This is a genomic window from Syntrophorhabdaceae bacterium, assembly GCA_028713955.1.
In the GTDB taxonomy this organism is placed as follows: Bacteria; Desulfobacterota; Syntrophorhabdia; order Syntrophorhabdales; family Syntrophorhabdaceae; genus UBA5609.
Genome location: JAQTNJ010000016.1, coordinates 1 through 18,274 on the forward strand (window position 1 = coordinate 1; position 18,274 = coordinate 18,274).

Annotated in this window: 18 protein-coding genes; 8 read left to right on the forward strand and 10 right to left on the reverse strand. The window is 49.4% G+C overall.

Going from position 1 to position 18,274, the window contains the following annotated elements:
• Positions 1–1,841, reverse strand: a 1,841-nt coding sequence (locus PHU49_02805; GenBank protein MDD5242926.1) for a PBP1A family penicillin-binding protein, incomplete at its 3' end; no start/stop codon positions are given.
• Between the two features lie 29 nt (positions 1,842–1,870).
• Between PHU49_02805 and miaA the strand changes: the two genes are divergently transcribed.
• The 6 genes from miaA (at position 1,871) to PHU49_02835 (ending at position 7,468) form a co-directional block, all read left to right on the forward strand.
• Positions 1,871–2,788, forward strand: coding sequence for a tRNA (adenosine(37)-N6)-dimethylallyltransferase MiaA (miaA, locus tag PHU49_02810; GenBank protein ID MDD5242927.1), 918 nt, complete (start codon positions 1,871–1,873; stop codon positions 2,786–2,788).
• Positions 2,789–2,790: 2 nt separating this feature from the next.
• Positions 2,791–3,309: an SMC-Scp complex subunit ScpB gene (scpB, locus tag PHU49_02815; GenBank protein ID MDD5242928.1), complete on the forward strand. Its 519-nt coding sequence runs from the start codon at positions 2,791–2,793 to the stop codon at positions 3,307–3,309.
• Between the two features lie 10 nt (positions 3,310–3,319).
• Positions 3,320–4,351, forward strand: coding sequence for a type IV pilus twitching motility protein PilT (locus PHU49_02820; GenBank protein MDD5242929.1), 1,032 nt, complete (start codon positions 3,320–3,322; stop codon positions 4,349–4,351).
• A 4-nt stretch (positions 4,352–4,355) separates the two neighbouring features.
• Entirely contained in the window at positions 4,356–5,483 is a 1,128-nt protein-coding gene (locus PHU49_02825) for a PilT/PilU family type 4a pilus ATPase (GenBank protein MDD5242930.1), read from the forward strand.
• A 12-nt stretch (positions 5,484–5,495) separates the two neighbouring features.
• On the forward strand, positions 5,496–5,933 hold the full coding sequence (locus tag PHU49_02830) for a C-GCAxxG-C-C family protein (GenBank protein ID MDD5242931.1): 438 nt from the start codon (positions 5,496–5,498) through the stop codon (positions 5,931–5,933).
• A gap of 365 nt (positions 5,934–6,298) precedes the next feature.
• A complete protein-coding gene (locus tag PHU49_02835) occupies positions 6,299–7,468 on the forward strand; it encodes an ATP-dependent 6-phosphofructokinase (protein ID MDD5242932.1) in 1,170 nt (389 codons plus the stop codon).
• Positions 7,469–7,864: 396 nt separating this feature from the next.
• Here PHU49_02835 and PHU49_02840 read toward each other — a convergent pair whose 3' ends face one another.
• From PHU49_02840 to PHU49_02850, 3 genes are all read right to left on the reverse strand, one after another.
• A complete protein-coding gene (locus PHU49_02840; protein MDD5242933.1) occupies positions 7,865–8,548 on the reverse strand; it encodes a hypothetical protein in 684 nt (227 codons plus the stop codon).
• A gap of 152 nt (positions 8,549–8,700) precedes the next feature.
• Positions 8,701–9,498 carry an HNH endonuclease gene (locus tag PHU49_02845; GenBank protein MDD5242934.1) on the reverse strand — a complete coding sequence of 266 codons (798 nt, stop codon included), beginning with the start codon at positions 9,496–9,498 and terminating at the stop codon, positions 8,701–8,703.
• Positions 9,499–9,680: 182 nt separating this feature from the next.
• On the reverse strand, positions 9,681–10,322 hold the full coding sequence (locus PHU49_02850) for a hypothetical protein (GenBank protein ID MDD5242935.1): 642 nt from the start codon (positions 10,320–10,322) through the stop codon (positions 9,681–9,683).
• A 347-nt stretch (positions 10,323–10,669) separates the two neighbouring features.
• Between PHU49_02850 and PHU49_02855 the strand changes: the two genes are divergently transcribed.
• Together PHU49_02855 and PHU49_02860 are read left to right on the forward strand one after the other, a co-directional pair.
• Complete coding sequence (locus PHU49_02855) at positions 10,670–11,944, forward strand: ATP-binding protein (protein MDD5242936.1); 1,275 nt, start codon at positions 10,670–10,672, stop codon at positions 11,942–11,944.
• Entirely contained in the window at positions 11,944–12,609 is a 666-nt protein-coding gene (locus tag PHU49_02860) for an RloB family protein (GenBank protein MDD5242937.1), read from the forward strand. Before PHU49_02855 ends, PHU49_02860 begins: the two co-directional genes overlap by 1 nt.
• 215 nt (positions 12,610–12,824) lie before the next feature.
• Here PHU49_02860 and sucD read toward each other — a convergent pair whose 3' ends face one another.
• The 6 genes from sucD to PHU49_02890 all read right to left on the reverse strand — a co-directional run bounded on the left by sucD (position 12,825) and on the right by PHU49_02890 (position 17,814).
• Positions 12,825–13,700 carry a succinate--CoA ligase subunit alpha gene (gene sucD / locus PHU49_02865; GenBank protein MDD5242938.1) on the reverse strand — a complete coding sequence of 292 codons (876 nt, stop codon included), beginning with the start codon at positions 13,698–13,700 and terminating at the stop codon, positions 12,825–12,827.
• A 128-nt stretch (positions 13,701–13,828) separates the two neighbouring features.
• Positions 13,829–15,016, reverse strand: coding sequence for an ADP-forming succinate--CoA ligase subunit beta (gene sucC / locus PHU49_02870; protein ID MDD5242939.1), 1,188 nt, complete (start codon positions 15,014–15,016; stop codon positions 13,829–13,831).
• Entirely contained in the window at positions 15,003–15,590 is a 588-nt protein-coding gene (locus tag PHU49_02875; protein MDD5242940.1) for a 2-oxoacid:acceptor oxidoreductase family protein, read from the reverse strand. The genes sucC and PHU49_02875 overlap by 14 nt, the downstream gene beginning before the upstream one ends.
• Position 15,591: 1 nt before the next feature.
• The gene (locus tag PHU49_02880) at positions 15,592–16,428 is read right to left on the reverse strand and encodes a 2-oxoacid:ferredoxin oxidoreductase subunit beta (protein ID MDD5242941.1); all 837 of its coding nucleotides are present in this window, start codon (positions 16,426–16,428) and stop codon (positions 15,592–15,594) included.
• A complete protein-coding gene (locus PHU49_02885; GenBank protein ID MDD5242942.1) occupies positions 16,428–17,573 on the reverse strand; it encodes a 2-oxoacid:acceptor oxidoreductase subunit alpha in 1,146 nt (381 codons plus the stop codon). Before PHU49_02885 ends, PHU49_02880 begins: the two co-directional genes overlap by 1 nt.
• Positions 17,527–17,814: a 4Fe-4S binding protein gene (locus tag PHU49_02890; GenBank protein ID MDD5242943.1), complete on the reverse strand. Its 288-nt coding sequence runs from the start codon at positions 17,812–17,814 to the stop codon at positions 17,527–17,529. Before PHU49_02890 ends, PHU49_02885 begins: the two co-directional genes overlap by 47 nt.
• Positions 17,815–18,274: the final 460 nt, after the last annotated feature.

Consider the following 18,274-nt stretch of genomic DNA (forward strand, 5'->3'; position numbering starts at 1 on the left):
TATCCCGGCATTGGTTGCGGAAAATCCTCGTTAGGATAATGCGGGAGCGCCTTTGACATGAAATCTATCCATATGGGCAGCGCTGCCGTTGCCCCTGATTCCTTATTGCCGAGATTTGTTTTCTTGTCATAGCCTACCCAGACGGCACAGAGGAGGTTTGGTGAAAATCCGATAAACCAGGCATCCCTGAAATCGTCAGTCGTTCCCGTCTTCCCCGCAAGGATATAAGGCAGGGAGGCGGCGCTTCTTGCAGTGCCGTTCTTGATAACACCCTTCATAATATCGACAAGCATATAGGCTATCTCCGTAGAAACAACCGGTTCTTCAATGGCCTCCTCACGATACTTTTCTTCACCGTCGATTGTTGCCACTGCCTTGATCGCAACGGGCGGCAGGTAGGATCCTCCCCGCGCAAAGGTGGCATAAGCCGCAGCAAGCTCCAGGGGTGCAATCTCTGTTGTACCAAGTGAAAGAGAAAGATTGGGTTCAAAATTACTGTTAATATGCAGCTGTTTCGCAAGCTCTATGACATTCTCAACACCCACCTTATCAAGCAACCGCACCGACGCAGTATTCAGGGAGAGTTCCAGGGCTCTTCGCACCGTCACATTGCCGTGGTATTCGTTTTTGTAATTTTTGGGCTGCCAGACAACGCCGGTATAAGGGTTGGTAAATGAAACAGGCGCGTCCCTCAGGATATCGTTAGGTGTATAGCCCTGCTCCAGGGCGGCGAGGTATATGATCGGTTTAAATGCTGAGCCGGGCTGCCTTTTCGCCTGAACAGCCCTGTTGTATGGCGAAACAGAAAAATCTTTTCCCCCGATAAGAACCTTGATGTCTCCTGTTTTTACCTCCATGGCGACAAGCGCCACCTCGGGGAGTTCCTTCACCTTTGGATGTCTTTTCCGGTAGCCCTGGATGCCTTTTTCTATCGCCTCGTATGCGTACTGTGTCATCTGGAGGTTGACCGTCGTTTTGATGTTGAAACCTGTTGTGTATATCTCCTGGGGATTTTCGATATACTCCTCAAGGGCCTGTTTCACGTACTCAATGAAATACCCCGTCTTCTTTTCATAGGCCTTGAATGGGGCAAGGACCAAAGGGGTATGAACGGCCCTCTGATATTCACTCTTGCTGATAAAATCCGCATCATACATCTTCCTGAGGACAACGTTTCTCCTTTCGATTGCCTTGAGCGGATTTTTGTACGGTGAGAGCCTTGAGGGAGATTTCGTCAGGGCGGCCAGAGTTGCCGATTCCTCAATGGTCAGGTCCCTGGCCTTTTTATGAAAATATGTATAACTCGCAGCCTCAACGCCGTGGGCCCCCTCTCCGAGATAGATGAGGTTGAGATACATGTTGAGTATCTCGTCCTTTGAATATGCCCGCTCTATCTGGATAGCAAGGATCGCCTCCTCTATCTTCCTCTTCATGCTTTTCCGGGGCGTAAGATAGAGATTTCTGGCAAGCTGCTGGGTGATCGTGGAGGCGCCCTCTGTGACGCTTCTCTTAATGATGTTCCGGTACAGCGCCCTTGCTATTCCCCGGAAGTCAACACCGAAATGGTTGTAGAACCTCACATCTTCGATGGCGATAAAGGCATACTTGAGGTGTCTCGGCATCGCAGTGATCGGGATAGGTATCCTCTTCTCAACAAAGATCTCCGCAAACAACGTACTGTCATCGGCATAGAGCCTGGTAGCCGATTTGGGCCTGTATGACTCGAGCTGTTTTACATCAGGGATCTCAAGATAGTTCACAAGGGCGTATCCGAAACCTGCTCCGAATAACGCCGGCACGAGAATAAGCAGAATGGCCAGTTTGACAGCTCTTGAATACATAGGGAGAAATATTATACTGTATAATGCAGATGTTATCAAACACAAGGAAGGTTATTGCAGTCATAGGCCCAACCTGTACCGGGAAATCCGCCCTCTCAGTCGATCTGGCGAGGACGTTTCACGGGGAGATCGTCAACGGTGATTCCATGCAGGTCTATAAGTACTTCGACATAGGCACTGCCAAAGCAGACATCGGTGCCAGAAATGATATCCCCCACCATCTTATCGATATTATTGAACCTTCCGGTGATTTCCATGCAGCGCTGTTTAAGGAATCGGCAGACCGTGTGATTGAGGGGATCTGGTCAAGGAACAGGGTGCCTGTCGTCGTCGGTGGTACCGGATTATACATGAAGGCGCTCATATACGGTTTGTTTAAAGCCCCAAGGGATAGCCTTTTACGGGAACGCCTCCATGGCGAGTATCATGATGACCCTCTCAGGTTTTATGAAAAGGTGAAAGAGATAGACCGTGCATATGCCATGAGGATAAGCCACAGGGACAGGATAAGGCTGGTGAGGGCAATGGAGGTCTATACCCTCACGGGGATGACGGTAACAAACCTGGAAAAGGACCACGGTTTCAGAGAGCCGCGGTATAACGTCCTGAAGGTAGGTCTGCAAAAGGATAGAGGTGAACTATACGCAAGGATCGACCGGAGGGTCGATGAGATGCTTGCCATGGGATGGGTCGAAGAGGTAAAAAGGATACTCTCTATGGGTTACAAGGAAGAACTGAAGCCTTTTTCCAGCATCGGGTACAGGGAAATTTTGCTGTACATAAAAGGTTTCATTCGTTATGAAGATATGGTAAAAGATATAAAGAAGCATACCCGGCACTATGCCAAACGACAGTTTACCTGGTTTGCCAAGGAAAAGGACGTAAATTGGTTTCAGTATCCTGAGGATACTGCGCGGATAATACAAAAGGTCAGGGAGTTTCTGTAAGGATGGAACTAACAAGGGTCATTGAGTCAATCCTCTTTTCGTCACCGAAACCTGTCTCGCTGAAACTCTTTCACAAAAAACTTCCGGAATTTCCTCCTGAAGAGATTGAGAAGGCATTGCGGGAGCTGGTTCACGAATACAACGAATCGCAGCGATCCGTTGAGATCGTCGAGGTCAGCGGCGGTTACCAGATGAGGACAAGGATTGACTATCGTGAATGGGCCAGGAGATTCGTGAGAGAAAAGGATGTGGGCCTCACGAAATCGGTCCTTGAGACGCTCTCCATCGTGGCATACAAACAGCCTGTAGCAAAAAAGGAGGTCGATACCATCAGGGGTGTCGATTCGGCACGCGCGGTGAAACAGCTTCTCGAGAGAAGGCTCATCGAGATAGCCGGGCGGGATGGCGATACGGGGAAACGGCTCGTATTCAGGACCACAGATAAATTTCTGGAAATATACGGCTTGAACAACCTGGAGGATCTCCCGACGTTGAAAGAGATCGAACTAATAGAGAATTAGGAGGGCATTTATGGATGTTGCTGAATTATTAAGGTTTGTCGTTGACAGCAAAGGGTCTGACCTGCATATCAGTTCCGGTGAGCCGCCGGTCATAAGGATTCACGGGGAGATGACAAAGATCGATATGCCGCCGCTCGACAAAGATGACGTGCATAATATGGTATATGATGTGCTCAACGATTTTCAGAGAAAGGTCTTTGAAGAGGATCACGAGCTTGATTTCTCCTTTGCCCTCGGTGAGCTTGCGAGGTTCAGGGTCAATGTATTCAAACAGTACCGGGGCGATGCAGCGGTCTTCAGGAACATTCCGACCAAAATCCCTACCTTCGAGGAACTCAGTCTGCCCAAGGTGTTCATGGACATTGCCCGGCTTGAGAAGGGACTCGTGTTGGTCACGGGCCCTACAGGAAGCGGCAAATCAACTACCCTGGCTGCGATTATCGACTTTATCAATAATGAAGAAAAGGGTCATATCCTCACCGTTGAGGACCCTATAGAATTTCTTCACTTATCGAAAAAATGCCTTGTAAACCAGAGGGAGCTTGGTCCTCATACCAAGAGCTTTGCGAACGCATTGAGGAGCGCCCTCCGTGAAGACCCTGACGTGATACTCGTCGGTGAGATGAGGGACCTGGAAACGATCTCCCTCGCCCTTACCGCTGCAGAAACAGGTCACCTTGTCTTCGGGACCCTGCATACAAGCGGCGCACCAAATACAGTGGACAGGATCATCGACGTCTTCCCCTCAGGGCAGCAGAACCAGGTACGGGCAATGGTCTCGGAGTCACTCCAGTCGGTTATCTCGCAGTCGCTCTTTAAAAGAAAGGATGGCAGAGGCAGGATTGCAGCATACGAGATCATGGTCGCCAACCCCGCGATCAGGAACCTGATACGTGAGAACAAATTGGCCCAGATCCCATCGATCATGCAGACAAGCAAGGCAATCGGAATGCAGACAATGGAAGCAGCCTGTCAGGATCTTGTAGCAAAGAACCTTGTCACAAAAGATGAGGTTGCCTTTTATCTTCCTACCCCGAGGTGATACTATGGCAGAGATCTTAGAATATTTAAAACACATGGTGGAAAAGGATGCTTCGGATATTTACCTCACTGTGGGCATCCCGGCGATGTACCGGGTTGAAGGAGAAACCCTGCCGTACGGTGAAACCCCCTTAACTGAAGAAGACACCGAGAGGATTGCCGATTCAGTGATGAACGACAAACAGAAAAAGATCTTTGAAGAAGAACTCGAGATGAACCTTGCCCTTTCCTATGCTGACCTCGGGAGGTTCAGGGTCAACATCTTCAGGCAGAGAGGTCACGCGGGCCTTGTTATCAGGCAGATAAAGCTGAACATCAAGACCATCGACGAGCTCGGCCTGCCGAATACGCTGAAAGATGTCGTCATGACCAAGCGCGGCATTGTCCTTGTCGTCGGCGCAACCGGCAGCGGTAAATCGACCACGCTTGCCGCAATGATCGATCACCGGAATGCAAACCAGCGCGGCCACATCATCTCGATAGAAGACCCTATCGAGTTTGTCCATAACCACAAGATGAGTGTCATTACACAGCGCGAGGTCGGTTTTGATACCCATAATTTTATGAACGCGCTGAAAAATACCCTGCGTCAGGCGCCCGATGTGATCCTCATCGGCGAGATACGGGATACGGAAACGATGGAAGACGCCATCACCTTTGCTGAAACGGGGCACCTCTGTCTTGGGACGCTGCACGCGAACAATGCGAACCAGGCGATCGAGAGGATCCTGAACTTCTTCCCCATAGAACGGCATCTCCAGATATTTATGCAGCTTTCCATGAACCTGAGGGCCATCATATCACAGAGGCTTGTCCCTACTCCCGAAGGGAAAAGGGTCGCTGTTATCGAAATCCTCCTCGACAGCGCGAGGGTGAAGGACCTGATCCTGAAAGGTGAAATTCACTTCATCAAGGAGACAATGGCAGATTCCTACAACGAAGGTATGCAGACCTTTGACCAGCATCTCTTTGATCTCTACCAGTCAGGTGTTATCGATTACAATAATGTCATAGCCTACGCGGATAGTCCGAATGACCTGCGGCTCAAGATCAAGATGTCGGAGATTAAATCAGATGAGCAGGATAAAAAGGAGCCGTCGTTCAAGCTGAAAAGAGACGAAAAATCAAGGTAACCTCTAAACCCTATGAATAAACCTGATGAGGCCTTGTCCTGTTTTAAAGAAACCTTTAGCTGTTCCCAGGCGATCTTCTCAACATACGCGACCGAAATGGGTCTGGACAGAGAAACCGCCCTCAAGGTTGCCGGCGCCTTCGGAGGCGGCATGGCGCGGATAGGCGAGACCTGCGGTGCTGTCACCGGTGCATTCATGCTCATAGGGCTGAAATACGGACAGACAAAGGCTGATGATGGAACTGCTAAAAAAAAGACCTATCAACTCGTCCATGAATTCGTGGAAAAATTTAAAGAACGAAATCAATCCATTGTATGCAGGGAACTCCTCGGTGTCCATCCCGGCACACCGGAAGGCTTGCAGGCCTTCAAGGAAAAGGATCTCAAAAATACCATCTGCGCAAAACTCGTCCGTGACGCCGCAGAGATCGTGGAAGTACTTCTCAAGTAACGACAAAAAATCCGTTCAACGTTCAATGTTCTATGTTCAACGTTCTATGTTCAACGTTCAACGTTCTATGTTCTATGTTCAACGTTCAGAACCTTACTGTCATCGCGAGGAGCCACACTCTTTGTTGTCATCGCGAGGCGAAGCCGTGGCGATCTCATAAAATATGATTTATTGAACGAGATTGCCGCGCTCCGCTCGCAATGACAACCCGCTCTTCCTGTGCCGTACAGTCTTTCTCCCTTTACGAATTACGACTCACGATTCACGGGGTTTATCGCCTCACGCCTTACGGGTGTTGTCGCTGATTGCTTGACAATATCGCAGCGCAAGTCTATATCTATATATAAACTCAAAGGGGGCGATACATGACGAAACGAAAACGGGTTGCAATACTTACAGGCGGCGGTGATGTCCCGGGGTTGAACGTTGCCATAAAAGCGGTGGTAGTACGTGCCCACTCACAACACATTGAAGTGGTCGGGATCAGAAAAGGCTGGATGGGCCTTCTGTATATCAATCCTGATGATCCCGATACCGCAGAGAAATACACCATGCCTTTGACCGTGGATAACGTGCGGACGATTGATCGCACAGGGGGAACCATGCTGCATACATCACGTACCAATCCCAGCAGCATGAAGCCTGATGAGATACCTGATTTTGTATCAAAGGATGAACGGATACCGAACCCGAACGGCACCTTTGACTGTACGCCCCACGTCATGCGCGTGCTCAAATCTTTATCCATAGGATCGATCATCCCTATTGGCGGCGATGACACACTAAGTTACGCCTGCCGCCTCCAGAAAGAAGATGTTCAGGTTATCGCCATCCCCAAGACCATGGATAACGATGTCTTCGGCACTGATTTTTGCATCGGTTTCTCGACAGCCGTTACCCGTTCGGTAGATGCTATTAATGCCCTGCGAACAACAGCCGGCTCGCATGAACGGATCTGCGTGGTGGAACTATTCGGGAGAAACTCCGGCGAGACCTCGCTTTTTGCTGCCTATCTTGCAGACGTGGATCGCGCCCTGATCTCAGAGGTGCCTTTTGATATGGATCAGCTTGTTCGTTTTCTTGTAGACGACCGCTCGAAAAATCCCTCTAATTATGCGATCATGACCATCTCCGAGGGCGCCCATCCCATCGGTGGAACCGCGCTTGAAGGCGGCGAGAAAGACGCTTACGGACACAAGAAGCTTGGCGGGATCGGTTACATTTTAGCCCAGGACATTAAGCAGATGACAGGCATCAATATCATCTATCAGCAATTGGCATATATCATGCGCTCCGGCACTCCTGATTCCCTTGACCGCATGGTTGCCGTCTCTTACGGGAACCTTGCTCTGGATCAGATCGCCATGGGGAACACAGGCCGCATGGTGGCGCTCCAGCAAGCCGTCTATACCACGGTGCCCTTAGATATGGTCATCACTGCCAAAAAGCGGGTCGATGTGACCGCCCTTTACGATGTAAAAAACTACCGCCCCAAGGTACGGGAGACCCTCGGCAAACCGATGTTTTTGTACTAATGGGCTATAAAACAATCCCGGAGTTTCCAGTCTTAGGATGAGCATCTGTGTCGAGGCATCCCTCGCAAACACGCTCATACGCTCCAGCGGCTTACATTCGCTCGCGTTCGGCTTCGGAACTTTTGCTTCGCAAAAGACCGAGCTTCCTCGCCTCACGACGGTTTGCTCCGGGATATCCCGGCACCGATGCTCTCTGATGACATATCTGGGATTACACAAAAAACACAATGAACAGGTTTGTTGCTGTTAGCTGACGGCTGACAGCTGCAAGCTGGATATACAGACCAGTGAAACCGATGATATGTTGCACGCATTATACACTCCCTCCTCTCGTTAGTCGAGGGTGTCTACTTTAGTGGGGGAGGTACGCGATCCGGTTCATGCGGTTGTTAGGGGTCACATAAAATCATTCGCTATCGTGAATATCGATGCGATAGCACCTATAGCCGTGGTCTTCGATATAGTGTGTCTTGCCGAAGCCTCCTTTTCCAGATGAACAATATTGCGAAATTGGCGAACAGAATCTGCCAGTTTGTGAATTGCCTCTTTCAGGAGGTCGTTTTCATCACAGGTCTTTATGTAAGAATCAAGATTGTTTCGTGTGGGCCTGATATTCTTGTGATAAAGATAAAGTCGCAACATCTCTTCAATAACACTCCCTGCCAAGACCAGGGAAGGTTTACTGAATCCTTCGCGTGATAGGACAAAGGCTTGCCCTATGTCTCTGAAGATGATTTCTCTCTTGAATTTGTCTTTTACGAAGTTGATCTTTTTCCCAAACATCTTCTTGGAGACTCCATATTCCGCCTGTATGATCTTCCATACCTCAGCCGCGGGAGCGGAGCGCTGCGCTGTGGCTTCTGCAGCTTCTTCCTCGACGACCTTGGCGAGAAGCAGTGCAGCCGTATCGGCTTCTCTGGCTTCTCGCATAGATGCTTCTTTGGCAGCCAGCCAAGAAGATGCAAAAGCATGATTTGGGCTTCCTATGTCGCCGAAGACGCCAGAGGCGAGAGCCAGTCGGGCCTGCTCAACCGACATGGCATCTATCCGGTCAGACATTTCTTTTTGGTATCTTTTCATTCATTTCTCCCCTAACAAAAAATTCACCGGCGCGGCCTATCCCTGCGAGACACCCAACCATCAAATAGCAAAGAGCCGGGAAACGGGCCGAAAGCAGCCCGACATTCTGCCGCGTCCGGTGGAATGATGGGTTATGTGTCCTATCATGATTGTCAAAAATCCTTTTTCAAAATCAACAAAGCCTGCTTGATCTTTTCCGGGTCGAGTTTGTATTTACGCATGAAGGCACCAAGCGTCATATCCTTCTTCTTGAGATTACATTCTTTGCATACAATGACCATATTTGAATCGAGCGAGAGCCCTCCTTTGGCGATGGGGTAAATATGATCAGCATGGGGTTCTGTACCAAGGGGCCCTCCGCAGTAAGGACAATACTTGTAGGTCGAAAGCTGTCTCTTAACGGATGCCGCGATGTCACGGGATGTACCGGTTTTTCGAGCCGCGAGCGCTCTCCAAGTGGCAACTCTATTCTCCTTTTTTTGCTTTGTGGAAAGGTATGTGCGGTAGCGCTTGATCGCCTGTTCGAAGACCTTTATCGTGGATTCATAGTAACTGACCGGTCTCAAGTCCTTTGTTTCGCATCGATAGGGCAGAATAAGGGCTATTTCTTCTTTCTTGCGCTCTATGGCGTGTTCGATCTCCTCAATTCTCCGAGCCGCAGACGCAGACATTTTCCGTTTGCCAAGCCCCAGTAGGTGTCTTTCGTAGCTCTGATCCGACTTTCTGATCTCAGCGATTTGTCTTAGAAGATCCCCGGCCCTCGCCTCCAGTGCCACACTTCTGCGTCGATCAGTTTCACGGATTCCTCCGGCTTTATCCAACATCGCTTTGCAGTGTTCAACCTCTATCTCCATTGCGCTTATCTCGCCACCAATAGTCTTCGCAGTAAGCTTGTTAAGTTCCTTTTTTGTTCTGTAGCCAAGCCTTCGTAGTTTAATTCCTTTAATCATAGCTCCCTAATTGCGTGTCGGCTTTGTCGAACATCAGGCTCAACCAGAGGCAGGTGCCGATTCCCGTCGATTGATTGCAGCCAATAGCCATAAGATTGGCTTTTTCTTCCCGAAAGCCGAAGCATAGAGAAAATCCGTATCCTGTCTGCTTGCTTCTTGTAGAGGTCAAGCAGACCTGATAACTATGTAAACCGGCATATTTCACCGCAGTCGCCAATATTCAACTCTAGGTGGTCGTCAAAACTACTGTCTTCGAAATAATAGATACCCGAGGAGGATTCCAGCACTGGTCTGGTTTCTGAGCGCTTTGCCGTCCTTTCTGTTTGGAGGCGGCACGTCAATACGTAACGCCATTCCTTTTCTCCAGCAAAGGGTTGCATTGGCTTCTGCATGTAGACTGGTGGGGCAATCAGAAATGGGTCTGCTTCGTGAACTCCTCCTTTATCGTATACGACCTGAGCAATTTCTGCCGGTCGGTCCCCTATTGAAAGTCGGTGATCCGACCAAGCACTCCTTATTTTCTCCAGCAGCAGTTGCGGGTTTTCGATCCGGACGACTACCTGGCCCATTTCCGTTTTCATTTTGTATATGTCTACATCAGGACCTGACGTGCACAGGATATAGTGTTCGTGTACGGAGGAACCTTGGTATCGTATACCCCTGTCCCACGTGAAGAACTGAAGTCCTTCCGTCTTGTCCCCTCGGCTTCCTTCGTAGTGCCTGTAATAAGAAAGGGAACCGAATCTGATCTTACCTCTAATGAAGTCGAGTGCATACTCTTCTTTTTCGAAGAACCGCGTAAGATAGGATGGTATCTGTTTCATCGTCTTGCTCGCCTTCACATAACGATTAATATACCAACTTGTCCTTTATTCAATACTACACCCACTGATAGAAAAACAACAAAAACTTTTTTGACAAAACAGAGCGTGATCGTGAACAAAATCAATGATAAATTGTTATTGCTGATATTGCATAGCAAAAACCGATATACTTTTTTGTGATCTTTTTTATGATAGGGTATAGAGGTACGTTTTTAAATAAGATCGATGGCTCAAACGGCTTGCCTGTTAGTTTTCCATTATTTTAACTTATTATATAATTTATACTTGACAATTGCACAATATATGCAATAATTAGCTTAAAATTGCATTTTAAAGGAAATTAAGCTATGCTTATTGAATTTAAAGCGACAAATTACCGTTCAATTAAAGAAACCCAGACCCTCAGCATGGTTTCAAGTAAATATTACAACGATCTGGTGGAAGAAAACTGCTTTGATTCCGGTGTAGGGAGTCTGGCTAAATTATTGCGCACAGCAGTTATTTACGGACCGAATGCGGCTGGCAAGAGCAATCTGATCAGGGCAATCCATTTTATGCAGAGTTTCGTTCTTCAGTCTCACAAACATCAGGAGGGACAGCGAATCAATACGATGCCTTTTGCCCTCTCTTCTGATGCCCGGACAAAGCCAAGTGAGTTTGAAATCTTTTTTATTCAGGATGGTGTCAGATATCAGTACGGATTCGCGCTTAACGCCGAGCGGGTAACAGAGGAATGGCTCCTTGCCTATCCGGAGGGCAAACAGCAGCGGTGGTTTCAACGTATTTACGATGATAAAAAGGGGAAGGATAATTGGTATTTCGGAAGTAAATTCACAGGCCGAAAACAGCTCTGGCAAGAGTCAACGAGAAAGAATGCACTTTTTCTGTCAACAGCAATCCAGCTTAACAACGAACAACTGAAGCCGGTATTTGAATGGTTCCAACATAAGCTCGCGGTCATCTTGCCTCGAGACCCGATCAATCTGAACTTTTCCATTGACCAGTGTGCTTCCGAGGAAGGTAAGGCCAAGATTATGGAATTTATGAATTCTGCGGATTTGAGTATCTCCGGGATTAATGTTGAATTGAAGAAAATCCCTATCCCTCCAGAAATTTTACCATCGGGTATTCCGCAAAAGTTGAAAGAAAAAATGGTAAAAGATTTGCATGAAAAAGGGGTGCCTCTTATCCGTTTCCAACACCGTGATGATAAAAACGAACCTGTTTTTTTTGACATCTCTGATGAATCGGATGGAACGCAAAGGTTTTTTGCTTTCGCAGGCCCCTGGCTGGATGTCATGGCGAAAGGCCGCGTTCTTTTCATCGACGAATTGGATACGAGCCTCCATCCGTTGCTTGTACGATTCCTCATTGAAACCCTGCACAATAGTAAAACAAATCCGCATAACGCCCAGTTAATTTTTACCACACACGATACATCGCTGCTCGATGCGGAACTCTTCCGGCGCGATCAGATCTGGTTTATGGAAAAGGAAAAGAGTAACGCCACAACCATGTATCCCTTAAGCGATTTCCGTGCACGCAAAAAAGAGGCCCTCGAAAAAAGATACTTGCAGGGCCGCTACGGCGCCCTGCCGCTTATCGGAGACCTGAGGCATTAATGGGTTCCGATGATCTTTTTCATAAGCGTAAAGCACAAAATGCTGAACAGCATCGCCGGAAAATAGCCCGTCGCGATTCCTACGAAAGGATCTTGATCGTCTGCGAAGGGGAAAAGACTGAACCGAACTATTTTGGGTGGCTGAGAATCAAGCTTGGCCTTAACAGGGCAAATGTGGTAATTGCAGATAAAAGAGGTGGGCTTGATCCGAAAAGTCTTGTAGAGTACGGCATCGAAGAATACAACAAAGAAAAGGATTTTGATCGTGTATATTGTGTGTTCGATAAAGACAAACACACTACATATCAAGGAGCCCTCGATAAAATACGATCTGTCCGGCTTAGAGGAAAGGCAAAGATCCACGCTATCACTTCCGTGCCATGTTTCGAGTTCTGGCTACTCCTGCATTTCATTTATACCACACACCCATATTCTGCACCCCTTGATGATTCTAATTGTGCCCTCGTTGTATCAGACCTCAACCAGTACATACCGGGCTATGAAAAAGGATCGGAGCATTTTCTATCCTATATCGATGTTGATAAAATCAATGATGCCATTGCGCATGCAAAAGGTATTGAAACATTTCACGAGACAAGTGGAACAGATAATCCATCAACGAAAGTACACCATCTTGTTGAATATTTAATGGGGCTAAAAAGATAGAATATTTTAATCCCGAATACGCCATGAGAGCATCGGTGTCGGACTTTCCTGTAGCAAACCGTCGTGAGGCGAGGAAGCTCGGTCTTTTGCGAAGCAAAAGTTCCGAAGCCGAACGCGAGCGAATGTAAGCCGCTGGAGCGTAATGAGCGTGTTTGCGGGGAAACGTCCGACGCCGATGCTCTTTAAATGATGTATCTGTGTTGAACGTTTTACGTTTAGCGTTTTTTCAGTGCTGCTGCTACGGTTTCGCCGATCTCTGCGGGATTTTTTACGACGGTTATGCCGGCTGATTCAAGGGCCTTTATCTTACCGCCCGCTCCGCCTGCACCGCCGGAGATAATGGCACCGGCATGACCCATACGCCTGCCGGGAGGGGCCGTGAGACCTGCGATAAAGGCTACAACGGGTTTTTTCATGTTGTCCCTGAAGTATTCTGCCGCCTCTTCCTCTGCCCTGCCGCCTATCTCGCCGATGATGACCATTGCATCGGTCCCTTCGTCCTTTTCGAACATCGCAAGGAGATCGACGAAGGTAAGGCCTATGATCGGATCGCCGCCGATCCCCACGCAGGTGGACTGGCCGATCCCCATCTTGGTAAGCTGGTCTACGACCTCGTAGGTGAGGGTCCCGCTCCGCGACATGATGCCGACCTTGCCCGGTTTGTGGATATACCCTGCCATTACGCCTATCTTGCATTTCCCCGGCGAGATGATGCCCGGCGTATTGGGGCCTATGAGCTTTACGTCTTTCCCCTTCATGTATTGCTTTACGGCGATCATATCGAGGGTGGGGATGCCTTCTGTAAGACAGACAACGAGATCGACTCTTGCATCGACGGCCTCCATGATAGCGTCAGCGGCAAAGGCAGGCGGCACGAAGATCGCCGAAACGTTGGCCCCTGTGGACACAACTGCGGCCCGCATGGTGTGGAAGACGGGGACACCGTTAAAGATCTGACCGCCCTTTCCCGGGGTCACACCTCCAACAACAGTCGTCCCATACCCGATCATCTGCTTTGAGTGGAACGCCCCCTCGCTGCCTGTTATGCCCTGGATAATTACTCTTGCGTTTTCGTCAACGATAATGCTCATAGTCTTAGCTCATAGTTCATAGCTGATAGCTCATGGCGAACCGGATACTTGATACTCGATACTCGTCGCTGGATACTGGTTCAAACCAGTGACAAGCAACGAGTAACGAGGGACAAGGTTTTCACCTTTCACGTTTCACTTTTCATGTTGTTTACTTGCTTCAGCGTCTCCGCGACTTTCGATGCTGCATCCTTCAGCCCTGTTGCTACGGTAAAGGAAAGTCCTGACCCGGCAAGGATCTTCCTGCCGGCCTCCACGTTCGTCCCCTCAAGGCGTATGACGATCGGGAGGTCGATGATCAGCTCATCCACCGCCTTCACAACGCCCTCCGCGAGCGTGTCGCAGCGGAGTATCCCGCCGAATATGTTTATAAAGACCATCTTCACGTCTTTATCGTAGAGGAGTATCTTCAGCCCCTGTTTCACCATCTCTGACGTTGCGCCTCCTCCGACGTCGAGGAAGTTTGCCGGCTCGGCGCCGACGAGCTTGATGAGGTCCATCGTCGCCATGGCAAGCCCGGCGCCGTTCACCATGCAGCCGACGTTCCCTTTCAGCTTGATATAGTTGAGGTTAAACTTCGACGCCTCCACCTCGAGGGGGTTCTCCTGATTGACATCCCTGAGGGATGCCATATCCTGATGCCGGAAAAGCGCGTTATCGTCGATCGTGACCTTTGCATCAAGGGCAACGAGTTCTCCGGATTTGGTGACCACAAGGGGATTGATCTCTGCCAGTGAACAGTCCTTCTCGATAAAAAGACGAAAGAGGTTCAGGATCACCGTGCTCATCTTCCGCGACAGCGACTGGTCAATCCCGAGGCCGTAGAATATCCTCCCTGCCTGAAAAGGACGGAGGCCGACTGCGAAGTCAACCTCTTCCCGCAGGAGCTTTCCAGGGTCTGTGGCAGCGATCTTTTCGATCTCCATCCCGCCTTCCTCGCTGGCGATAACGACAGGACAGGCCTTCTGCCTATCGATGACGATCCCGAGATAGATCTCCTTCTCAACCGACAGGGTCTCCTCTACCAGCAAGGCCTGTACAGGTTTCCCTTCTTCCCCTGTCTGCGGCGTCACGAGGATCATACCGAGAAGTTCTGCGGCGGTATTTTTCACGTCTCCCAGGTCATTGACTATCTTGATCCCACCGCCCTTGCCTCTGCCTCCGGCATGGATCTGCGCCTTGAGTACAAAAGGGCCCTTGCCTATCTTTTCTGCTATCCGGAATGCGTCTTCGGTGGTTTTTGCTGCTGCGCCCCGGGGCACGGGGATATTGTATGCCGTGAATAGCTGCTTTGCCTGATACTCATGTATCTTCATTTTCGAACCCGGCAGGAACGCTTGGAAAGGAGATCTTCTTGACCTTCTGGGCTGCAGCCACCCCGGCCTTCAACGCGTCACGGTTTAATCTCTCCGTTCCTTTCGGCACCCGCGCCAGTACGGCAGTCTCGATGGCTTTTGAGGATACAATGGGCGCAAGTTTTGAAATTGAGCCGAGGGCGACGATATTTGCCACCATCTCTCTCTTCAGCTTGTCCCTCGCAATCCTGGTAAAGGGGATCTGGTATGCTCTCGGTGTGGGAAGCTGCTTCACGAAGGTAGAATCGACGATGAGGATGCCGTCGGGTTTGAGATCCATATAATAATCATCGCATGATTTCTGGTTCATTGCCAGGAGGAGGTCAAGCTTGAGCGCCTTCGGATAATCGATCTCCGCATTACTTACAACAACCTCCGCCTTGCTTGAACCACCCCGCGCTTCAGGACCATAGCTCTGGGTCTGGGCAACATATTTCCCGTCATAGATGCCGATCGCCTCTGCGAGGATGATCCCCATCAGGATAAGTCCCTGTCCGCCGGAGCCGCTTAAACGAATATCATACCGATAACTCATATCATCTCTTCTCCGATCCCTTTGCCCACCTTCGCACCTTTTCGTATTCGTCCTGATAAACGGGCAATTCTCTGTCGATAAGGACTCCGATCTTGAACTTGTCCTTCAATTCCTCTTTCTTCATCTGGGCTGCCTTTTCAACGGTCACCGCGTGATCTCTCTGCCACTGCATCATCTCCACCGCGGTACCCATACGGTTCAGTCTTCCGAATTGCGTATGGCAATGCGATATGATCTCCACGACAGAAAAACCGACCTTCGCAAAGGCCTTTTCCATAAGGCTGTCCAGGAGCTTCGCATGGTAGACCGTTCCCCTGCCCACGAACACGGAACCTGCCGTCACGGCCAGTTCCGAGATATTGAAGGCATGCTCAACGTTTGAATAGATAGTCGTTGTGGACTTCATCCCGTATGGGGTTGTCGGCGAGTATTGCCCGCCGGTCATACCATACACGTTGTTGTTCACAATGATCGCCGTGAGGTCAATATTCCTTCTCGCCGCATGGATGAAGTGGTTCCCGCCGATCGCGACGGCATCGCCGTCACCCATGATGACGATCACTTTCAGTCTCGGCTTGGCGAGCTTGATGCCTGTGGCAAACGTAAGGGCCCGTCCGTGCGTTGTGTGGAGGGTATTGAAATCGACATAGACAGGCAGCCTGCCGGTGCATCCGATACCGGATACAAGCACGATGTCGTCTTTTTTGTAGCCGGTTTTATCAATTGCCCTGATAAGGGAACCGAGCATGATCCCGATCCCGCAGCCAGGACACCAGACGTGGGGAAATTTCTTGTCGTGCCTCAGATATTCATGGATAAGCCGTGTAATCTCAGCCATCAGTACACCTCCTTGATCCTGCTCAGTATCTCCTGAGGCGTAATGATCGTTCCGTCAACCTTGTTAATTGTAAAGACCTTGGCGTCACCTTTGTTTACCCTTTTTACTTCCCGGGAGATCTGACCCATATTCATCTCCGGTACGATTACGACCTTCGAGGTCCTGAGTACCTTTTCGACCTGCGTCCTCATAAAAGGCCATATGGTATTTATTTTGAGGACACCCACCTTCAATCCCCTTTCACGGCCGTCTGCAGCGGCACGCCGTGCGGAACGGGCAACGCAACCATATGCAATGATCGTGATCTCGGCATCGTCTGTCTGATAAAATTCGCCGATCTGGACCTCGGCAAAATTCTGGCTCACCTTTCTGAAAAGTCTCCTGATGAAGGGGTCGATCTCATCCGGTCTCGAAGTCGGAAATCCCCTGATGTCATGCGTCAGGCCTGTTACATGGTACCGGTACCCGTCGCCGAAATTCGCCATAGCGGGGACGCCCTTTGGTGTATCTTCAAACGGGATATACCATTCAGGCGGGACAGTCGGTTTTATCCTGTTGAAGATCTCAATATCCTCACCTTCATGAATGGCTATCTTCTCCCGCATATGAGCAACAACTTCATCAACGAGAAGGACTACGGGGATACGAAATTTTTCTGAATAATTAAATGCCTTAATGGTAAGGTCATAACATTCCCGGATCGTAGACGGACAGAGCGCTATGATAGGATGATCACCGTGCGTCCCCCATCGCGCCTGCATAACATCGCTCTGGGAGGGCATGGTAGGAAGACCGGTGCTTGGCCCCCCGCGCATTGCGTCGACGATCACGCAGGGCACTTCCGCGATAATAGCGAAACCGAGGTTCTCCTGCATAAGCGAAAATCCCGGACCACTCGTGGCGGTCATGGCCTTCGCGCCTGCCAGGGAGGCTCCGATAACAGCCCCGAGGCTCGCTATTTCATCCTCCATCTGAATAAACGTACCGTCCAGTTGGGGCAATCTGACAGACAGGAGCTCTGAGACCTCCGTTGCCGGTGTAATGGGATAGCCTGCAAAAAAACTGCAGCCTGCCCTTAATGCACCCTCAACGATCGCCTCATTGCCCTGGAGCAGCAGTTCCTTTTTCTGGCCCTTCTTTTTCAAATTGATCCCTCACTTTTTTCCCGTCCTTCTTCCGCTCAACGGTAATGGCAAAATCAGGACATCTGATCTCGCACCAGCCGCAATTTATGCACTTCTCAGGATATTTCACATATGGATATCCGCCTTCATCGCGGGCGAGCGTTTCTGTGGGACAAAAGGCCACACATATACCACAGGCCTTACACCATGCCTTGTAGATATCGATATGGGGAATCTCTTTCTTTTTCTGCACTTCTGCCATGTCATACCTCGCTTCTGCTAAGAAAACTAAAATTATTCATAAATATTGTCAAGATTTTTCAAAGGATCAATCGTATTTCGTATATCGTATATAGTATATCGAGGCAATAACGACCCCCCCTCACCATATTACTTATGGGAAGGTCATAAATTACGGATCTTTTGCACTTGCGTCGGGATGAATGGCATTGCCACACTCCGCTCGCGAGGACAAGGTTATTTCAATCAACTGTTCCGGATTTCAAATATTGGGATCGGTTGAGAATTATTACGATATACGAAATACTATATACGATATACTGTCAATCACGAGCTTTTCTTCGAATCAACGATCAGCGTCACCGGTCCCTCGTTGACGAGGTGGACATCCATGGAGGCCTGGAATATACCGGTCTCAACCTTTTCTATCTTTTCCCGCGCCTTTTCTACAAAGACCTCAAAAAGCTCACGGGCCTCCTTTG

Bases quoted from the DNA above. Each gene is read 5' to 3' on its own strand.
- PHU49_02845 (MDD5242934.1), bottom strand. From the start codon at position 9,498: ATGATTAAAGGAATTAAACTACGAAGGCTTGGCTACAGAACAAAAAAG.
- scpB (MDD5242928.1), top strand. From the start codon at position 2,791: ATGGAACTAACAAGGGTCATTGAGTCAATCCTCTTTTCGTCACCGAAA.
- PHU49_02875 (MDD5242940.1), bottom strand. From the start codon at position 15,590: ATGAGTTATCGGTATGATATTCGTTTAAGCGGCTCCGGCGGACAGGGA.
- PHU49_02825 (MDD5242930.1), top strand. From the start codon at position 4,356: ATGGCAGAGATCTTAGAATATTTAAAACACATGGTGGAAAAGGATGCT.
- sucD (MDD5242938.1), bottom strand. From the start codon at position 13,700: ATGAGCATTATCGTTGACGAAAACGCAAGAGTAATTATCCAGGGCATA.
- sucC (MDD5242939.1), bottom strand. From the start codon at position 15,016: ATGAAGATACATGAGTATCAGGCAAAGCAGCTATTCACGGCATACAAT.
- PHU49_02820 (MDD5242929.1), top strand. From the start codon at position 3,320: ATGGATGTTGCTGAATTATTAAGGTTTGTCGTTGACAGCAAAGGGTCT.
- PHU49_02850 (MDD5242935.1), bottom strand. From the start codon at position 10,322: ATGAAACAGATACCATCCTATCTTACGCGGTTCTTCGAAAAAGAAGAG.
- PHU49_02840 (MDD5242933.1), bottom strand. From the start codon at position 8,548: ATGAAAAGATACCAAAAAGAAATGTCTGACCGGATAGATGCCATGTCG.
- PHU49_02830 (MDD5242931.1), top strand. From the start codon at position 5,496: ATGAATAAACCTGATGAGGCCTTGTCCTGTTTTAAAGAAACCTTTAGC.
- PHU49_02880 (MDD5242941.1), bottom strand. From the start codon at position 16,428: ATGGCTGAGATTACACGGCTTATCCATGAATATCTGAGGCACGACAAG.
- miaA (MDD5242927.1), top strand. From the start codon at position 1,871: ATGTTATCAAACACAAGGAAGGTTATTGCAGTCATAGGCCCAACCTGT.
- PHU49_02855 (MDD5242936.1), top strand. From the start codon at position 10,670: ATGCTTATTGAATTTAAAGCGACAAATTACCGTTCAATTAAAGAAACC.
- PHU49_02835 (MDD5242932.1), top strand. From the start codon at position 6,299: ATGACGAAACGAAAACGGGTTGCAATACTTACAGGCGGCGGTGATGTC.
- PHU49_02890 (MDD5242943.1), bottom strand. From the start codon at position 17,814: ATGGCAGAAGTGCAGAAAAAGAAAGAGATTCCCCATATCGATATCTAC.
- PHU49_02860 (MDD5242937.1), top strand. From the start codon at position 11,944: ATGGGTTCCGATGATCTTTTTCATAAGCGTAAAGCACAAAATGCTGAA.